Consider the following 17,722-nt stretch of genomic DNA (forward strand, 5'->3'; position numbering starts at 1 on the left):
GGAAACGAGTGAGCGTTTCCGGATTCTTACACAACTATTGGATCGATCAACCGATCCTTAACTGATCGGCATTACCGCGATTGCGGGCGTTTTGCTTTAAGGTTAAGCGCCTTGCAGCGCTCGCAGAATCGCCTCTACGCTCTCTTTGGCATCGCCAAACAGCATCTGCGTGTTCTCTTTAAAGAACAGCGGATTCTGAACCCCGGCATAGCCGGTATTCATGGAACGCTTAAAGACCACCACGTTCTGGGCTTTCCACACCTCCAGCACCGGCATGCCGGCAATGGGGCTGCCGGGATCGTCCTGAGCCGCCGGGTTGACCGTATCGTTGGCGCCAATAACCAGCACGGTGTCCGTTTCGCTGAAGTCGTCGTTGATCTCGTCCATTTCCAGCACGATGTCATAAGGCACCTTCGCTTCCGCCAGCAGCACGTTCATATGACCAGGCAGGCGCCCCGCTACCGGGTGGATGCCAAAGCGCACGTTCACGCCACGCGCCCGCAGCTTTTCGGTAATTTCCGCCACCGGATACTGCGCCTGGGCCACCGCCATACCGTAGCCGGGGGTGATTATCACAGAGCTGGAACTCTTCAGCAGTTCCGCCGTCTCTTCGGCGCTGATTTCCCGATACTCGCCAACCTCGTCGTCACCGCTGCTGACGCCGCCATCGCTGCCGAAGCCGCCGGCAATTACGCTGATAAAGGAGCGGTTCATCGCCTTACACATAATGTAAGAAAGAATGGCGCCCGAAGATCCCACCAGCGCGCCGGTGACGATCAGCAGGTCGTTGCTGAGCATAAAGCCCGCCGCCGCCGCCGCCCAGCCGGAATAGGAGTTCAGCATCGACACCACCACCGGCATATCGGCGCCGCCGATGGAGGCAACCAGATGCCAGCCGAACGCCAGCGCGATCAGGGTCATCACCAGCAGGGCCAGCACCTGAAGTCCGGTGCTTTCAGTACGCACAAACATCACCAGCAGCAGGAAGGAAACCACCAGCGCCGCCAGGTTCAGCTTGTGACGATTCGGCAGCATCAACGGCTTTGACGAGATCTTACCGCGCAGTTTGCCAAAGGCCACTATAGAGCCGGTAAAGGTCACTGCACCGATAAATATGCCAAGGAATACCTCGGTCAGATGGATATTCTCCATCACCGATTCCAGCCCCGGCGCGTGATCGATATAGCTGTTAAAGCCCACCAGCACAGCGGCCAGCCCCACAAAGCTGTGCAGAATCGCCACCAGCTCGGGCATTTCGGTCATCTCCACCTTCTTCGCTAAGTGGATGCCGATGGCGCCGCCGATAATCATCGCCACGATAATCCATGCGACGTTGCCGGTTTCCGGCCCGAAGATGGTAGCAATCAGCGCAATGGCCATCCCGGCAATGCCGAACAGGTTGCCCTGCTTAGACGTCTCGTGCTTCGACAGCCCGGCAAGGCTGAAAATAAACAGAATGGCGGCCACAATATAGGCCGCAGTGACTAATCCACCAGACATGGCTCCCCCTTAGTTCTTCCGGAACATTTTCAGCATGCGCTGAGTGACGGTGAAGCCACCGAAAATATTGATACTGGCGATCAGTACCGCGATAAAGCTAAAAAAGCTGACCCAGCCGCCATGACCTATCTGCAGCAGCGCCCCGACGACGATGATCCCCGAGATGGCATTGGTGACGGACATCAGCGGCGTGTGCAACGCGTGCGAAACATTCCACACCACGTAATAACCCACCACGCAGGAGAGTGCGAAGACCGTAAAGTGGCCCAGGAACTCCTTCGGCGCGACATCCGCCAGCCAGCCAAACAGAATGACTGCCAGCGCCATCAGCGCATATTTGCGCCACGGCGATGCGGGCTTAGCCGGCTCGGCTTTCGCTTGAGGCGCCGCTTTTTCCGCGGCCTGGGGCTGGGCAGAAACCTGAATCGGCGGTGCCGGCCAGGTCACTTCGCCGTCGCGTACCACGGTCACACCACGCACCACCACATCGTCGAAATCGACGTGGATGTTGCCATCTTTCTCTTTGCACAGCAGTTTCAGCAGATTGACCAGGTTGGTGCCGTAAAGCTGAGAGGACTGGGTAGGCAGGCGCCCCGCCAGATCGGTGTAGCCAATAATCTTCACGCCATGGGGCGTGACGAACACTTCTCCGGGCACGGTATATTCGCAGTTACCGCCGTTCTGAGCCGCCAGATCCACAATCACGCTGCCGGGCGTCATGCTGTCTACCATTTCACGGGTAATCAGCTTCGGCGCTGGTTTACCCGGGATCAATGCCGTGGTGACGATAATGTCTACCTCTTTCGCCTGAGCGGCGAACAGCGCCATTTCGGCCTGGATAAAGGCATCGGACATCTGTTTGGCGTAACCGTCACCGCTGCCCGCTTCCTCTTTAAAGTCCAGCTCAAGGAACTCAGCGCCCATGCTCTGCACCTGCTCTTTCACTTCAGGTCGGGTATCGAAGGCGCGCACGACAGCGCCCAGGCTACCAGCAGCGCCTATGGCTGCCAGCCCCGCCACACCGGCACCGATGACCATCACCTTAGCCGGCGGCACCTTGCCCGCAGCGGTGATCTGCCCGGTAAAGAAGCGCCCGAACTCATGAGCGGCTTCGACGATGGCACGATAACCGGCGATATTCGCCATAGAGCTCAATGCATCCAGCGACTGGGCGCGTGAAATGCGCGGCACCGAATCCATCGCCATGACCGTTATCTTACGCGCGGCCAGTTTTTCCATCAGCTCAGGGTTCTGCGCTGGCCAGATAAAACTCACCAGCGTAGCACCGTCACGCAGTTGGGCTATCTCATCATCCAGCGGCGCATTCACCTTCAGCACGATATCCGACTGCCACACTTCTGCGCCTTCCGCCAGGCTGGCGCCGGAACGGACATAGGCCTCATCCTCAAAACTCGCCTTGTTCCCCGCGCCAGACTCCACCACCACGCTAAAGCCCAGCTTAATCAGCTGTTCAACGGTTTTCGGCGTGGCGGCGACGCGGGTCTCATTGGCTAACTGCTCTTTTGGTACCCCAATTCGCATAATATTCCCTTCCATCGGTTATTGATGATGGTTCGTCAATCTTTCTCACAGGCGATAACGTGCCCGACGCAGGATCCCCGAGAGCGGACACGTTATTACCTGAAATGAAAAAAGTCGCTGTAACAACCTTTCTATAACCTACTGAAAATAGTGCCTGTGATCCATATCAGGATTCGAGACTTTTTTATATTATTAGCAGAATTTACCAGGTGCCCCACTCTGATAGCTATTTTTACTTTAGCAAGCGCCAGAACGGCTTATTTTCGGCTTTGTTATTGCCATAAAAAAGAATTTAACAAATTGATAAAGAAGGAATTTAACAATACATTAACTTTAAAATCGATATCATGTATCATTTTTTCCGGTTAACGCGCCCATTTTTTCATCATTAAGCTGGAGCACGCGCTACACATCGAATTCCGATAAAAAACCTCGAAAATTGACGCAGACAATGGTACAGATTCAGTGCCATAATCAGCGGCTGACTGGAAATTATAGAGAAGCCACTCAGTTCTCATTTTTTGCGCAAGGCGAAGGATTAATTATGAAGCTTAAGAAGACCCTGCTGGCGTCAGCCCTTTTATCTCTGACCGCAATCTCCGCTCACGCGGCGACCGAACTGACGCCTGAGCAGGCCGCCTCCCTGAAGCCCTTTGAACGCATTACCCTTACCGGCCGCTTCACCGCCCTGAGCGATGCCGCTAAAGCCGTATCCAGCCGCGCCGATGCAAAAGGCGCCGACGCTTTTTATATTCAGGATACCAGCGATATTGGCAACAGCGGCAACTGGCGCGTGGTCGCCGACATTTACCATAAAGACGCCCCCGCAGCAGAAAAACCGCATAACCGGATGATCGATGGCGTGATGGAACTGCCGAAGGATCAGGCCTACCGTCTGGAGCCTTTCGATACCGTGACCATTCAGGGCTTCTACCGTTCGCAACCGGACGTAAACTATGCCATCGCCAAACAGGCGAAGGAAAAAGGCGCGGCCTCGTTCTACATCGTGCGTCAGATCGATGCCAACAATGGCGGAAACCAGATAATCACCGCCTTCATCTATAAAGCCGATGCCAAAGAGCGTGAAGTGCAAAGCCCGGACGCGATTCCGGCGGATTCCGACGCGGGTCGCGCAGCCATTGCCAGCGGCGGCGCGGCGGCGAAGCAGGTCGAGATCCCGGGCGTTGCCTCTTCCAGCCAGCCAAGCTCCAGAGTCGGCCGCTTCTTCGAAACCCAGTCCTCTAAAGGCGGGCGTTACACCGTAACACTTCCGGACGGCACCGCTATTCAGGAAGTCAACAAAGTGACCGCAGCCCAGATGGTGCCCTTCGATAGCGTGAAATTCACCGGCCACTTCGGCAATATGACCGAAGTTTCCTACCAGGTCGCCAAACGCGCGGCGCAGAAAGGGGCCAAATACTATCACATTACCCGTCAGTGGCAGGAGCGCGGCGGTAATATGACCATCAGCGCCGATCTGTATAAGTAAATTCTGGCTCAGAATAACCCCGGGCAGCCTGTGGCTGCCCATTTTTTTAGCGATCGCGCGGCCCCCTGTCGGAACTGATTGCAAGGGGTTAACGCACTCCGTAAAATCGCGCGCTTCAGGCAGGCTAACCCGACAGGCCTGACGCCGTAATCACTGCGTGCGCCGCACTCCGGGCATGACCTGTAGACATGCGACTTTTGGGCCGCGCCCCCTTCGGGCCGGCGGCGCCCCGATACATCAGGACACCTATGGAAAAGAAACTGGGCCTTGCCGCTCTTACCGCCCTGGTACTGAGCTCTATGCTGGGTGCGGGAGTGTTTAGCCTGCCGCAGAATATGGCGCAGGTTGCCGCTCCGGCAGCGCTGTTAACCGGCTGGGCCATTACCGGCGTGGGTATTCTGATGCTGGCTCTGGCCATGCTACTGTTAACCCGCCTGCGTCCGGAACTGGACGGCGGTATTTTTACTTACGCCCGCGAAGGTTTTGGCGAACTGGTGGGCTTTTGTTCCGCCTGGGGATACTGGCTGTGCGCCGTCATCGCCAACGTTTCCTACCTGGTCATCGTGTTTTCCGCCCTGAGTTTTTTTACCGATACGCCGGAATTGCGCTTTTTTGGTGACGGTAATACCTGGCAGTCCATTGTCGGCGCTTCGCTGCTGTTGTGGCTGGTGCACTGGCTGATTCTGCGCGGCGTACAGACCGCCGCGGGTATCAACCTGATCGCCACCCTGGCGAAACTGCTGCCGCTGGGACTCTTTGTGGTGCTGGCGGCACTGGCCTTCGAGCTTTCCACCTTCAACATGGATTTCAGCGGCCTGTCGCTGGGCGTTCCCGTTTGGGAACAGGTGAAAAACACCATGCTGATCACCCTGTGGGTGTTTATCGGCGTGGAAGGCGCTGTGGTGGTTTCCGCACGAGCGCGCCATAAGAAAGACGTGGGCCGCGCCACCCTGCTGGCAGTTTGTTCCGCGCTGGTGGTTTACCTGCTGGTCACCCTGCTGTCGCTGGGCGTGGTGCCCCGGGAACAGCTGGCCTCAATGCGTAACCCGTCAATGGCCGGTTTGATGGTCAACATGATAGGCCCCTGGGGCGAAGTGATTATCGCCGCCGGTTTGATTATTTCGGTATGCGGCGCCTATCTTAGCTGGACCATTATGGCGGCGGAAGTGCCACTGCTGGCGGCAACTCATAAGGCATTTCCCAAAATGTTCGCCCACCAGAACGAGAACGGCGCGCCGTCGGCTTCGCTATGGCTGACCAATATCAGCGTGCAGCTCTGCCTGGTGCTGATCTGGCTGACCAACGCCGACTACAACACGCTACTGACCATCGCTTCGGAAATGATTCTGGTGCCTTATCTGCTGGTGGGCGCTTTCCTGCTAAAGATTGGCTATCGTCCTGTGCACCGCATTATCGGCCTGGGCGCCAGTCTGTACGGGCTATGGCTACTGTACGCCTCCGGCCCAATGCATCTGCTGCTTTCCGTCGTGCTCTATGCTCCCGGGCTGCTGGTTTTCCTCTATACCCGCTACAGCCACGATCATGACAACTCGCTGAATATGCAGGAAAAGGCTATCATCTTCCTGATGCTGGTTGCCGCATTCCCGGCGACCTGGATGCTTATGGGGTAAAGCCCGCCCCTTCGACAGGCATGCTTCAAGCATGCCTGTCGATTGTTACGAAAAATTCACATTACATGGTTATAAATAATTCGCAACCCGGGTAACATCCCCCAAAGTGGCAAGTATGCTATCGGGCTCATTCAGTCATTCTCGACGACGATGTAGTTACCGGAGTGTACAATGTTCATCAAGATATGTTCTAAGCGCCTCCACGACTATATCGATGTTGATCAACAAATAAAAAAAGCTAACTATCCGCAGCTGGAAAAGCTAAAAAATCAACTGGCTGAGCAGATGGGACAACCTGGCTGGCACTACTCAGGACTCCCCGCCATCATTAGTGTGTTTTGCATCGTTGTGAGCTTTGCTATTCCCCAACTTGCCCTGTGGTCCATAATTTTTGATCTGGCCGCCATTCCCCGACACAAGGTTTTTGCCGCTATCACTGCCACTGCATTACTCTTTGCCGGGATAAACGCCATTACCCTCTTTTTATTAAGCAAAGGGGCGATTAGCGCCCTGAAAGTACTTATCGGGCTCACCCTTATGACCACAGTCGGGGCCTTTATTTATCTACTTGCAGCAATAACTGACATACCCTACCCTGGCGTAACACAGGTAGGAGCTCTGATCAGCATCCTGTTCGCAGTAGTCAGCCTGATGAGTCTCAATAGCAACGCTTTCTGGAAAATGTTCAGCTACTGCCTGCATAATCGGGTCTGGCGCAAAATGATGTTTCTGCATACTTCTTCCGATAAAACGCGCAAACGCTGACCAGAATGCGCCATTTCCCCCTGATTCCGGCCATGACAACTCGCTGAATATTCAGGAAAAGGCTATCATCTTCCTGATACTGGTTGCCGAATTCCCGGCAACCCAGGATGCTTATGGGGTAAAGCCTGCCCCGTCGTACATAATAACAAGGAGGCTCCGATGGGGGAGAAACTGCAACGCCCTGTTCTGATTACCGGCGGCGGCCGCCGTATCGGTCTGGCGCTGGCGCACCACTTTCTGGATGAAGAAGCGCCGGTTGTGGTGAGCTATCGTACCCGCTACGACGCGATTGATATTCTGGAAGAGCGCGGCGCCACCTGCCTGCAGGCCGACTTTTCCAGCGATGAAGGCATCTTTGCCTTCGCCGAAGCCGTAAGGTCGCGCTGCGATGGCCTGCGCGCCATTATTCATAACGCCAGCGTCTGGGAAGCGGAAAGGCCGGACGTGCCGCGTCAGGATACCCTTGCGCGAATGTTGCAGATTCACGTTCACGCGCCCTATCTGCTAAACCACGAGCTGGCGCCGCTGCTGCGCGGCTATGGTCACGCCTCTTCCGATATTATCCACTTTACCGATTACGTGGTGGAGCGCGGCAGCGATCGCCATATGGCCTATGCCGCCAGTAAAGCGGCGCTGGATAACCTTACCCGCTCCTTCGCCCGCATGCTGGCGCCGGAAGTGAAAGTCAACGCCATCGCTCCGGGGCTGATTCTGTTCTATGAAGAGGACGACGTGGCCTTTCGCCAGAAAACCCTCAATAAATCGTTAATGAAGATTGCGCCTGGCGAAAAGGAGATTATCGATCTGGTAAGCTACCTGATGACCAGTTGTTATGTTACCGGACGCAGCTTCGCCGTGGATGGCGGTCGTCCCCTGCGCTGGTGACCTTTTCAGGACATCCTGAATGAGCAAAATCGTATTTGTGGAAGACGACCCGGAGGTCGGGTCGTTAATTGCCTCCTGGCTGGGGCGGCATGATATTGAGGTCGTGCTGGAAAGTCGCGGCGATCGCGCTGAAGCGACTATCCTTCGGGAACGGCCCGATCTGGCGCTGCTGGATATTATGCTGCCTGGCAAAGACGGTATGACCCTGTGCCGCGACCTGCGGGCGCAGTGGTCGGGCCCCATCGTATTACTGACCTCCCTTGATAGCGATATGAACCATATTCTGGCTCTGGAGCTGGGCGCCTGTGACTATATTCTGAAAACCACGCCGCCCCCGGTGCTGCTGGCGCGACTGCGGCTACATTTGCGCCAGGCCGGTGAAAATCAGACGCCCACGGCGCAAACGCCTACCATTCCTCATCGCCCGCTAACCTTCGGCGTACTGCGCATCGATCCCGTTAATCGCCTGGTCATCTTAAGCGATGAAGAAGTCACGCTGTCCACCGCTGACTTCGACCTGCTATGGGAGCTGGCGACCCACGCCGGGCAGGTGATGGATCGCGATGCGCTGCTGCACAGCCTGCGCGGCGTAAGCTACGACGGTATGGATCGCAGCGTGGACGTCGCCATTTCCAGGTTACGACGTAAGCTGGGCGATAACGGCGCCGAGCCCTGTCGCATCAAAACCGTGCGCAACAAGGGCTATCTGTTCGCTCCCCAGGCCTGGGAGCGCTAATTATCATTGGCCGCCTGCCCCGGGCGGCGGGAGCCATATACCATGAGAAAGCTGTTTATTCAGTTCTACCTGCTGCTGTTCGTCTGCTTTCTGGTGATGACCATGCTGGTCGGGCTGGTGTATAAATTCACCGCCGAACGAGCCGGACGCCAGTCGCTGGACGATCTGATGAAGAGTTCTCTGTATATGGTACGCAGCGAACTACGAGAAATCCCGCCCCGGGACTGGGCCAAAACCCTGGACGATCTGGATCTGAATCTCTCCTTTACGCTGAGCATCGAGCCGCTGAAATCGTATGACCTTACTCCTGATGACATGCGGCGCCTGCGCGATGGCGATATCGTAGCACTGGACGATCGCTACACCTTTATCCAGTTGATTCCCGACAGCCACTATGTGCTTTCGGCAGGGCCAGTGCCCTATCTGTTCTTTTTGCATGAAATGCGACTGTTCGATTTAGGGCTGATCGCCTTTATCGCTATTTCGCTGGCCTTTCCGGTCTTTGTCTGGATGCGCCCCCACTGGCAGGACATGCTGAAGCTGGAAGCAGCCGCCCAGCGTTTCGGTCAGGGGCACCTGGATGCCCGGCTACGTCTGGAAGAGAATTCCAGCCTGGCGCGCATGGGGCTGGCCTTTAACCAGATGGCGGACAATATCAACACCCTGGTTGCCAGTAAAAAAAGGCTAATCGATGATATTGCTCACGAACTCCGAACGCCTCTGGTACGGCTGCGCTACCGGCTGGCGATGAGCGACGATCCACAGAGCGACATCGCCCGCGGTTTTAACCGCGATATCGGCCAGCTGGAAGCGCTGATCGACGAACTGCTCGCCTGGGCCAGGCTCGACCGCCCCCAGCCGGAGCTACTGCCCGGGGAAATGCACCTGAATCGCTGGCTGGAAGAGCAAATTGCCGAAGCGCGCCAGCTTCACCCGGAGCGCGTCATCGGACTGATGCTTCCTTCCGAACAGGTAACTGCCAGCGTCGATTCGCGCCTGATGTCGCGAATGCTGGATAATCTGGTGAATAACGCCCTGCGCTACAGCCACCAGCAGATACAGGTAACGCTGTCCGTTGCAGGACAGGCGCTGACGCTGTGCGTTGAAGACGATGGCCCCGGCGTGCCGGAAGCGGAACGTCAGCGTATTTTTGAGCCTTTTGTCCGCCTCGATCCCAGTCGCGATCGCAATACCGGCGGCTGTGGGCTGGGACTGGCTATTGTCCACTCCATCGCCACGGCATTCGGTGGCGCAGTCCGCCTTGACGACAGTCCGCTGGGCGGCGCCCGTTTCAGCATCTGCTGGCCACGGGTGATTCCCATGCCGCCGGCCAGCGAGCAGGCGTAATCCCTTGCCCTGTCTGACGATGTTATCGCACTGGTCGCAGACCGGCACCCGTGCTATAAATTATAAGTATGTTGTAACTAATTAAGGTGCCATCATGCCCCGTTACGATCTGACCGAACGCCTGACCGCCACTTTCCGCCAGTTAGAGCAGAGTCTGGCCGAACTGCGCCAGCAATTCGCGCCCTGCCGCCTGATGGCCGGGCGAGTATTCGAACTGCCTGCGGTGGAAAAAGGCGCCGAACACGAACCAGTCAACCAGATTGCAGTGACGCAGCTAACGGGACATCGGGCGCAGGAGGCCGCCTGGCGCCACTTTACCCGGCTGTTTATTCAGCAGCAGTCGGAGCGCCGCAGCAGCAAGGCAGCAGTACGCCTGCCCGGCGCTCTGTGCTATTCGGTCACGCCCACGCAGCATGCCGTACTGCGGGAAGGCATTGAACGCGTAAATACCCTGAAGGCAGAGCTGGAGCAGATAGTCACCCGGGAATCCGGTCTGCCAGCCGCTCACCGGTTCGAGTGGGTGCATCAGCATCTTCCGGGACTGATTACCCTGAACGCATACCGGCGGCTGACCGCGGTGGAAGGCGCCGCCACCCTGCGCTTCGGCTGGGCCAACAAGCAGATCGTTAAGAACCTCACCCGTAATCAGGTGCTGGAAATGCTGGAGAAAAGCCTGCGGGCCAGGCGCACGGTCGCGCCGTGGAACAGGGAGCAGTGGGCGGAGCTGGTCACCCAGGAATATAACGATATCGCCGCTCTGCCTGAGCAGGCTCGTCTGAAGATCCGCCGTCCGGTAAAGGTGCAGCCAGTGGCCCGGGTCTGGTATGCCGACAGGCAGCGCCAGATTCAGTATGCCTGCCCCTCGCCGCTGCTGGTGCTGTGTCCGGAAGGCAGCACGGTGCCGGATATTGGCGAGCTGCTTAATTACGACGCCGACAACATCCGGCATCGTCACCGCCCCCAGGCGCAGCCGCTGGAACTGATGATTCCGCGTCTGCATCTGTGGCTGGAAAAGTGACATTGTCACTTAGGATTTTATGGTGCTGCCGACCATCTCCTGAGGGCGTACCCACTCATCGAACTCCTGTTCGCTCAGGTAGCCCAGCGCCAGCGCCGCCGCTTTCAGGGTCAGCCCTTCATGGTGTGCCTTTTTGGCGATCTCGGCGGCGCGGTCATAACCAATATGGGTGTTCAGCGCCGTGACCAGCATCAGTGAGTCGTTAAGCAACTGCGTGATGCGTTCCCGGTCAGGCTCTATCCCCACCGCGCAATGCTCGTTAAAGCTGGCTATACCGTCCGCCAGTAGCCTGGTGGATTGCAGGAAATTGTGAATAACCAGCGGCCGGAACACATTCAGCTCAAAATTGCCTGAAGCGCCGCCGATATTAATTGCCACATCATTGCCCATCACCTGGCCACAGAGCATGGTCAGCGCTTCGCACTGGGTCGGGTTCACCTTCCCCGGCATAATGGAGCTGCCGGGTTCATTTTCCGGTATTTTCAGCTCGCCGATACCGCAGCGCGGTCCCGAAGCCAGCCAGCGGACATCGTTGGCGATCTTCATCAGCGAAGCCGCCAGTCCCTTCAGCGCGCCGTGGGCGTGTACCAGCGCATCGCAGCCAGCCAGCGCTTCAAACTTATTGGGTGAGGTGACAAACGGCTGGCCGCTCAGTCGGGCTATCTCACGGGCGACCCGCTCCGCATATTGAGGATGGGTGTTCAGCCCCGTGCCTACCGCCGTGCCGCCCAGCGCCAGCTCCGCCAGATGCGGTCGGGCGGCCTCGATATGCCGGCGGGCGTGACTCAGCATCGCCACCCAGCCGGAAATCTCCTGCCCCAGCGTCAACGGCGTGGCGTCCTGCAGGTGGGTACGGCCAATCTTGACCACATCCTGAAACGCCCCCGCTTTGTCGTGCAGGGTCTGAGTCAGACGCGCCAGCTCAGGCAATAGCTGCTCATTTAGCGCCACCAGCGCCGCTATGTGCATCGCGCCGGGAAAGACATCGTTCGAACTCTGGCTTTTATTCACGTCGTCGTTGGGATGCACCAGACGCTGCATGCCGCGTTCGCCACCCAGCAGCTCGCTGGCCCGATTCGCCAGCACTTCATTCATGTTCATATTGCTCTGGGTGCCGGATCCGGTCTGCCAGACAGCCAGCGGGAATTCATCCGGGTGCTTCCCCGCCAGAACCTCGTCGGCAGCCTGAATAATGGCGTCCCCTTTGGGCTTATCCAGCAGGCCGAGATCCATATTCACTCGCGCCGATGCTCGTTTGACCAGCGCCAGCGCCCGGATAAGCGCCGGGGGCATCTTTTCCACCGAGATGCGAAAGTGCTCCAGCGATCGCTGAGTCTGGGCGCCCCAAAGCCGATCAGCCGGAACCTCGATCTCACCCATAGAATCACGTTCACGACGCGTTGCTGCCATAACGCTCTCCTGTATGCCAGAAAGGAACCAACGCGTTAAGTATGCGACAGCAAAGAAAACGGGTTTGGTGCTTCGTGCGATATAAAAAGGCCGCCTGACGGCGGCCCCGGGAGCTATTTCACGCAAATCTCACAGCGGCTGTTCTGAATCTGCTGGAAGAAGTCGTTGCCTTTGTCATCCACCAGAATAAAGGCCGGGAAGTCTTCAACCTCAATCTTCCAGATAGCCTCCATTCCCAGTTCCGGATATGCCACACACTCCAGACGCCTGATGCTCTGCTGCGCCAGCACCGCCGCCGGGCCCCCGATACTGCCCAGGTAGAAGCCGCCATGCTTATGACAGGCATCGGTGACCTGCTGGCTACGGTTGCCCTTGGCCAGCATCACCATGCTGCCACCGTTGGCCTGTAGCTGATCGACGTAGGAATCCATACGCCCTGCGGTAGTCGGCCCCAGCGATCCTGAAGCGTACCCTTCCGGCGTTTTAGCCGGGCCCGCATAGTAGATGGGGTGATCCTTAATGTACTGAGGCAGCGGCTCGCCGCTATCGAGCAGCTCTTTGAGCTTCGCATGGGCGATATCGCGCGCTACGATAATAGTGCCGTTCAGCGACAGACGCGTCGCCACCGGGTACTGCGACAGTAGTTTGCGGATCTCGTCCATCGGCTGGTTAAGATCCACATTCACCACTTCGCCTTCCCCGGAGCGGCGCAGCGCTTCGGGAATAAAGCGACCGGGATTCTGCTCCAGCTTCTCTATCCAGATACCATCGCGGTTGATTTTGGCTTTGATGTTACGGTCCGCAGAGCAGGAAACCCCCATGCCTACCGGACAGGATGCGCCGTGGCGCGGCAGACGAATTACCCGCACGTCGTGAGCAAAGTATTTACCGCCGAACTGAGCGCCCAGCCCCAGGTTGCGCGCCTCTTTCAGCAGCGCTTCTTCCAGCGCCACATCGCGGAAAGCCTGACCATATTCATTACCTTCGGTCGGCAGCCCGTCGTAGTATTTGGTGGAAGCGAGCTTCACGGTCTTAAGGTTGGTTTCAGCGGAAGTACCGCCAATCACAAAGGCGATATGGTACGGCGGGCAGGCGGCGGTGCCCAGGGTGCGCATCTTCTCGACCAGGAATTTTTTCAGCCGCTCCGGATTGAGGAGCGCGCGGGTCTCCTGGTACAGATACGTTTTATTGGCAGAGCCGCCGCCTTTGGCGATACACAGAAATTTGTATTCCGCGCCGTCAACGCTGTAGAGATCGATCTGCGCTGGCAGATTGGTGCCGGTGTTCACCTCTTTATACATATCCAGCGCCGCATTCTGCGAATAGCGCAGGTTGTCTTCAATATAGGTGTTGTAGATCCCGCGCGACAGCGCCTCTTCGTCGCCGCCGCCAGTCCAGACCCGCTGGCCTTTTTTACCGACCACGATCGCGGTGCCGGTATCCTGACAGGTGGGCAGCACGCCGCGAGCCGAAATTTCAGAGTTACGCAGGAACTGCAGCGCCACATAGCGGTCGTTATCGCTGGCTTCGGGATCGTCGAGAATGGCGGCGACTTGCTGCTGATGGGCGGTGCGCAGCATAAAGGAGGCGTCGTGGAAGGCATGCTGAGCAAGCAGCGTCAGAGCCTGAGGGTCGACTTTGAGCACCTCCTGCCCCTCGAATTCCGCCACGGAAACGTGGTCGCGGGTCAGCAGATAATATTCGGTGTCATCGGGTTTGAGCGGGAAAGGCTCCTGGTAGTGGAAGGGTTTGTTCGACATTTTTTCTCTCACTTGCTACTTCAGGGTAAGCATCCATTCCGACGCGCGCCGCGCGCCAAAATCACCATAACAATATGCCATATAATCATACACATTTTATTAACAAAAACTGAGACTAGTACGACTTTTTGCTGTGCCTGGTTACTTCATTACCCGGGAACTGGTTTAATAACGTCAGACTTTTCGAACAATCACAGGGCATTGATAATGCAAAAATTAATCAATTCAGTGCAAAATTATGCCTGGGGCAGCAAAACAGCGCTAACCAGACTATACGGCATTCAGAATCCCGACAATCTGCCAATGGCGGAATTGTGGATGGGCGCGCATCCTAAAAGCAGCTCCCGGGTGATAACGGCCGATGGCAGCGAACGCCCCCTGCGCGCGCTTATTGACGAAAACCCTGAAGCGCTGCTCGGCAACGAGGTGGCCCGCCGTTTTGGCGAACTGCCCTTCCTGTTCAAAGTACTGTGCGCCGACCAGCCACTTTCGATTCAGGTACATCCCAACAAGCAGGCCTCAGAAGCCGGTTTCGCCAAAGAGAATGCCGCTGGTATTCCCCTGGACTCCCCGCAGCGCAACTATAAAGATCCCAACCATAAGCCCGAACTGGTCTTCGCCCTTACCCCTTTCCTGGCGATGAACGCTTTTCGCGAATTCAGCGATATCGTCGCTCAGCTTCAGCCGGTGAAAGAAGCGCACCCCGCCATTGAGCGCTTTCTGCAGCAGCCCGATGCCGATCGCCTGCGCGAACTGTTTGCCGCCCTGCTGAATCTGGCCGGCGATGAAAAGCGACGGGCGCTGGAGATTCTGAAGACGGCGCTGAACGATCGGCAGGGCGAGCCCTGGCAAACCATACGCGCCATTGCGGAAGTTTATCCGGACGACAGCGGTCTGTTCTCGCCGCTACTGCTCAACGTCGTAAAACTGAATCCTGGCGAGGCGATGTTCCTGTTCGCCGAAACGCCCCATGCTTATCTGCAGGGCGTGGCGCTGGAAGTCATGGCTAATTCGGATAACGTATTGCGCGCCGGATTGACCCCGAAATATATCGATATTCCGGAGCTGGTGGCCAACGTTCGCTTCACGCCGCGTGCCGCAAATACGCTGCTGACGCAGCCTGAACGCCACGATGCGGAGCTGGATTTCCCCATTCCGGTAGATGATTTCGCCTTCTCCCTGCACGACCTGAACGCCCTGCCTGCCTCACTGGACCAGCAGAGTGCCGCGATTCTGTTTTGCATCGAGGGGGAAGCGAAACTGGAAAACGGCGGCCAGACGCTTACCCTCAGCCCCGGAGAATCGGCCTTTATTCCGGCCAGCGATGGCCCGGTTAACGTCAGCGGCACCGGTCGTCTGGCTCGGGTCTATAACAAGCTCTAATCTTTCAGGGCGCCATCCGGCGCCCTTGTATTGCCGTTTTTCCGCTAAGTCACGAATAAGTTACTGAATTTTTATACGGAGATTGTTAAGCTTTTTCAGAAGGCGGTTACATTCTGCCGGGCCCGAGCGTCCGGTCTCATAGGGAAACGAATTTATGAAAAAATCTCTGGTTGCCGTAGGTGTTGTTATTGCGCTGGGCGTCGTCTGGACCGGCGCCTCATGGTATACCGGCAAACAGCTGGAGCAGCGTATCGCCCAGGCGGTTGCCGACGCTAACGCCCAAATCAAGCAGACTGCGCCGCAGTCCGGCCTGGTTCTCAGCTATCAGGATTACCAGCGCGGCCTGTTCTCCAGCCAGCTGAAGCTGGCGCTGAAAACCGATCCCGCCGCGCAGAAAAGCTGGCTCCCGGCGGGCAGCACCATTCTGCTTGATGAGAAAGTGGATCACGGCCCCTTCCCGGCCAGCCAGTTGAAAAAATTCAATCTGCTGCCCGCGATGGCCTCGGTGCAGACCACCCTCATCAATAACGAAACTACAAAGTCGCTGTTTGAAAGCACCGGCGGTAAATCCTTTATTGATATGGATACCCGGGTCGGCTACAGCGGCGCTACCTCTTCTGATATCGCGCTGCGCGCTCTTGAATACGCCTACCAGAAAGACAAGGTGGTCTTTGGCGGCGGCGAGTTTACCGCCGATGTCGGCAAACGCGGCGAAACCATCGCTGTTAAGGGTGAAGTGGGTAATGCCCTGTTCAGCGGCCCGAACCAATACGATCAGCAGATCGGCCTGAATATCAGCGGGTTTAAGATCGATGGCGAAACCCGTCTGACCGACTTTAAAGAGCGCGTCGGCAACCAGAAACTGAACCTCGATAAGCTGACGCTGAGTATCGAAGGTAAAGAGATGGCGATTCTGGACGGCCTGGCGCTGAATGCCGTCTCCCGGGTGGAAAAAGATGGCAAACACCTGGGTGGTCAGCTCGACTACAGCCTTAACGCGCTACAGATTCAGAACCAGAATATGGGCAGCGGTAATCTGAGCCTGAAAGCCAGCCGTATCGACGGCGCCGCGCTGCATGAATTCAGCCAGAAATACAACGCTCAGGCCCAGGCGCTGCTCGCGGAGCCGGGCATCACAGAGGATCCGGAGCGTTACCAGCAGCGTGCCACCGATATCCTATTGGCTAACCTGCCGATCCTGCTGAAGGGAGAGCCTCAGGTTTCCGTCGCGCCGCTAAGCTGGAAGAATGATAAAGGGGAAAGCACCCTGAATCTGAATCTGATCTTCAAACAGCCGCAGCAGCAGGCCCAGGCGCAGACGCCCCAGCAGGCCGCCGACGGCATTATCAAAACCATGGACGGCAACCTGACCATCCCTATGCCGATGGCCAAAGCGCTGATGACCCAGGTGGCGAAACTGGAAGGCTACCAGGATGATCAGGCAGAAAAACTGGCCGACCAGCAGATTCGCGGCCTGGCGGCGATGGGAACCATGTTCCACCTGACCAGGCAGCAGGATGACAGCATCATCAGCGAGCTGAAATATGCCGATGGCCAGATCGAACTTAACGGCGAGAAAATGCCGCTGGAAGCGTTCCAGGGGATGTTCGGCCTGCCGCTGGATGACGGAACTCCGGCACAGCCCGAGCAGACGCAGCCGCAAACCCCAGCGCCCTTCCCGCCGCAGTCCGGCGGACAGTAAAGCCAGAGCGGCCTGCGGGCCGCTTTTTTATGGTTCATTGCGAATCAGCGTAACGCCGAAGTAAACCGGTGAGCAGTATACTTTTGGCCGGGTATATTGCGCTGAAGAAGGAGCTGTTTACCACATGTGAATTAGGGATATCGCGTTTACCCCGGATAAATAATGATGTTGCCGGGTTCAATGATAACTTTTACCGAACAGCCTGTTTTAAATCCGGCCTCGCCCAGCCAGCCGCCTTTCAGATGCAGACTGGGGTGGTGGCTGTAATATGTGGTCATTCCGGTGGCGCTATTTCTGCGCCAGTGTCGTGTTCCGGAGGAATATGTCACGCAAGCGAAGGTTCCGTTCACCTTAAGGGTATTTCTCTTATGCCGGTTGCGGAACCGGTGAACGGGCCAGGGACTCAAATGCCGCCCCTGACAACCCGACTTTCCGGCGTGAAAATTGCCCTTCGGGATTACTCGGCCCGTCCCTGGTCCTCGCCCCTCCGGGGCCAACGCCTGCGGCGTTGTTCAAAATGGCTCCCGGCAATTTTGTCCTGCGTATTCCCGCCA

14 protein-coding genes are annotated in these 17,722 nt (G+C 57.2%); 9 read left to right on the plus strand and 5 right to left on the minus strand.

The genetic code is table 11. From position 1 onward, the window contains the following. Positions 1-102 precede the first annotated feature (102 nt). Together pntB and pntA are read right to left on the minus strand one after the other, a co-directional pair. The gene (gene pntB, locus V3W49_RS21540; RefSeq protein ID WP_500148014.1) at positions 103-1,500 is read right to left on the minus strand and encodes a Re/Si-specific NAD(P)(+) transhydrogenase subunit beta; all 1,398 of its coding nucleotides are present in this window, start codon (positions 1,498-1,500) and stop codon (positions 103-105) included. A gap of 9 nt (positions 1,501-1,509) precedes the next feature. Continuing rightward, entirely contained in the window at positions 1,510-3,042 is a 1,533-nt protein-coding gene (gene pntA, locus V3W49_RS21545; RefSeq protein ID WP_500148015.1) for a Re/Si-specific NAD(P)(+) transhydrogenase subunit alpha, read from the minus strand. A gap of 544 nt (positions 3,043-3,586) precedes the next feature. On the opposite strand from pntA, the gene ydgH reads away from it, so the two are divergent. The 7 genes from ydgH (at position 3,587) to tus (ending at position 10,913) form a co-directional block, all read left to right on the plus strand. Beyond that, positions 3,587-4,531, plus strand: coding sequence for a DUF1471 family protein YdgH (gene ydgH, locus V3W49_RS21550; RefSeq protein WP_500148016.1), 945 nt, complete (start codon positions 3,587-3,589; stop codon positions 4,529-4,531). Positions 4,532-4,779: 248 nt separating this feature from the next. Further along, positions 4,780-6,162, plus strand: coding sequence for an amino acid permease (locus V3W49_RS21555; RefSeq protein WP_500148017.1), 1,383 nt, complete (start codon positions 4,780-4,782; stop codon positions 6,160-6,162). Between the two features lie 171 nt (positions 6,163-6,333). Then, positions 6,334-6,927 (plus strand): hypothetical protein, encoded by a 594-nt coding sequence (locus V3W49_RS21560; protein ID WP_500148018.1) that lies wholly within the window; start codon positions 6,334-6,336, stop codon positions 6,925-6,927. 159 nt (positions 6,928-7,086) lie between these two features. Next, a complete protein-coding gene (gene folM, locus V3W49_RS21565) occupies positions 7,087-7,812 on the plus strand; it encodes a dihydromonapterin reductase (RefSeq protein WP_500148019.1) in 726 nt (241 codons plus the stop codon). 19 nt (positions 7,813-7,831) lie between these two features. Further along, entirely contained in the window at positions 7,832-8,548 is a 717-nt protein-coding gene (gene rstA, locus V3W49_RS21570) for a two-component system response regulator RstA (protein WP_500148020.1), read from the plus strand. A 42-nt stretch (positions 8,549-8,590) separates the two neighbouring features. Continuing rightward, positions 8,591-9,895 carry a two-component system sensor histidine kinase RstB gene (gene rstB / locus V3W49_RS21575; protein WP_500148021.1) on the plus strand — a complete coding sequence of 435 codons (1,305 nt, stop codon included), beginning with the start codon at positions 8,591-8,593 and terminating at the stop codon, positions 9,893-9,895. Positions 9,896-9,989: 94 nt separating this feature from the next. Continuing rightward, entirely contained in the window at positions 9,990-10,913 is a 924-nt protein-coding gene (gene tus, locus V3W49_RS21580) for a DNA replication terminus site-binding protein (RefSeq protein WP_500148022.1), read from the plus strand. 9 nt (positions 10,914-10,922) lie between these two features. Here tus and fumC read toward each other — a convergent pair whose 3' ends face one another. Together fumC and fumA are read right to left on the minus strand one after the other, a co-directional pair. Next, positions 10,923-12,323 carry a class II fumarate hydratase gene (gene fumC, locus V3W49_RS21585; protein ID WP_500148023.1) on the minus strand — a complete coding sequence of 467 codons (1,401 nt, stop codon included), beginning with the start codon at positions 12,321-12,323 and terminating at the stop codon, positions 10,923-10,925. A gap of 113 nt (positions 12,324-12,436) precedes the next feature. Beyond that, the gene (gene fumA, locus V3W49_RS21590; protein WP_500148024.1) at positions 12,437-14,083 is read right to left on the minus strand and encodes a class I fumarate hydratase FumA; all 1,647 of its coding nucleotides are present in this window, start codon (positions 14,081-14,083) and stop codon (positions 12,437-12,439) included. Positions 14,084-14,290: 207 nt separating this feature from the next. Here fumA and manA point away from each other — a divergent pair, with 207 nt between their 5' ends. After that, positions 14,291-15,466 carry a mannose-6-phosphate isomerase gene (manA, locus tag V3W49_RS21595; protein WP_500148025.1) on the plus strand — a complete coding sequence of 392 codons (1,176 nt, stop codon included), beginning with the start codon at positions 14,291-14,293 and terminating at the stop codon, positions 15,464-15,466. Between the two features lie 154 nt (positions 15,467-15,620). After that, on the plus strand, positions 15,621-17,168 hold the full coding sequence (locus tag V3W49_RS21600; protein ID WP_500148026.1) for a YdgA family protein: 1,548 nt from the start codon (positions 15,621-15,623) through the stop codon (positions 17,166-17,168). Between the two features lie 146 nt (positions 17,169-17,314). On the opposite strand, the gene V3W49_RS21605 is transcribed toward V3W49_RS21600, so the two are convergent. After that, entirely contained in the window at positions 17,315-17,518 is a 204-nt protein-coding gene (locus V3W49_RS21605) for a SymE family type I addiction module toxin (RefSeq protein ID WP_500148027.1), read from the minus strand. Between the last annotated feature and the right edge of the window lie 204 nt (positions 17,519-17,722).

It is taken from the genome of Rosenbergiella sp. YN46 (assembly GCF_036620675.1).
In the GTDB taxonomy this organism is placed as follows: Bacteria; Pseudomonadota; Gammaproteobacteria; order Enterobacterales; family Enterobacteriaceae; genus Jejubacter.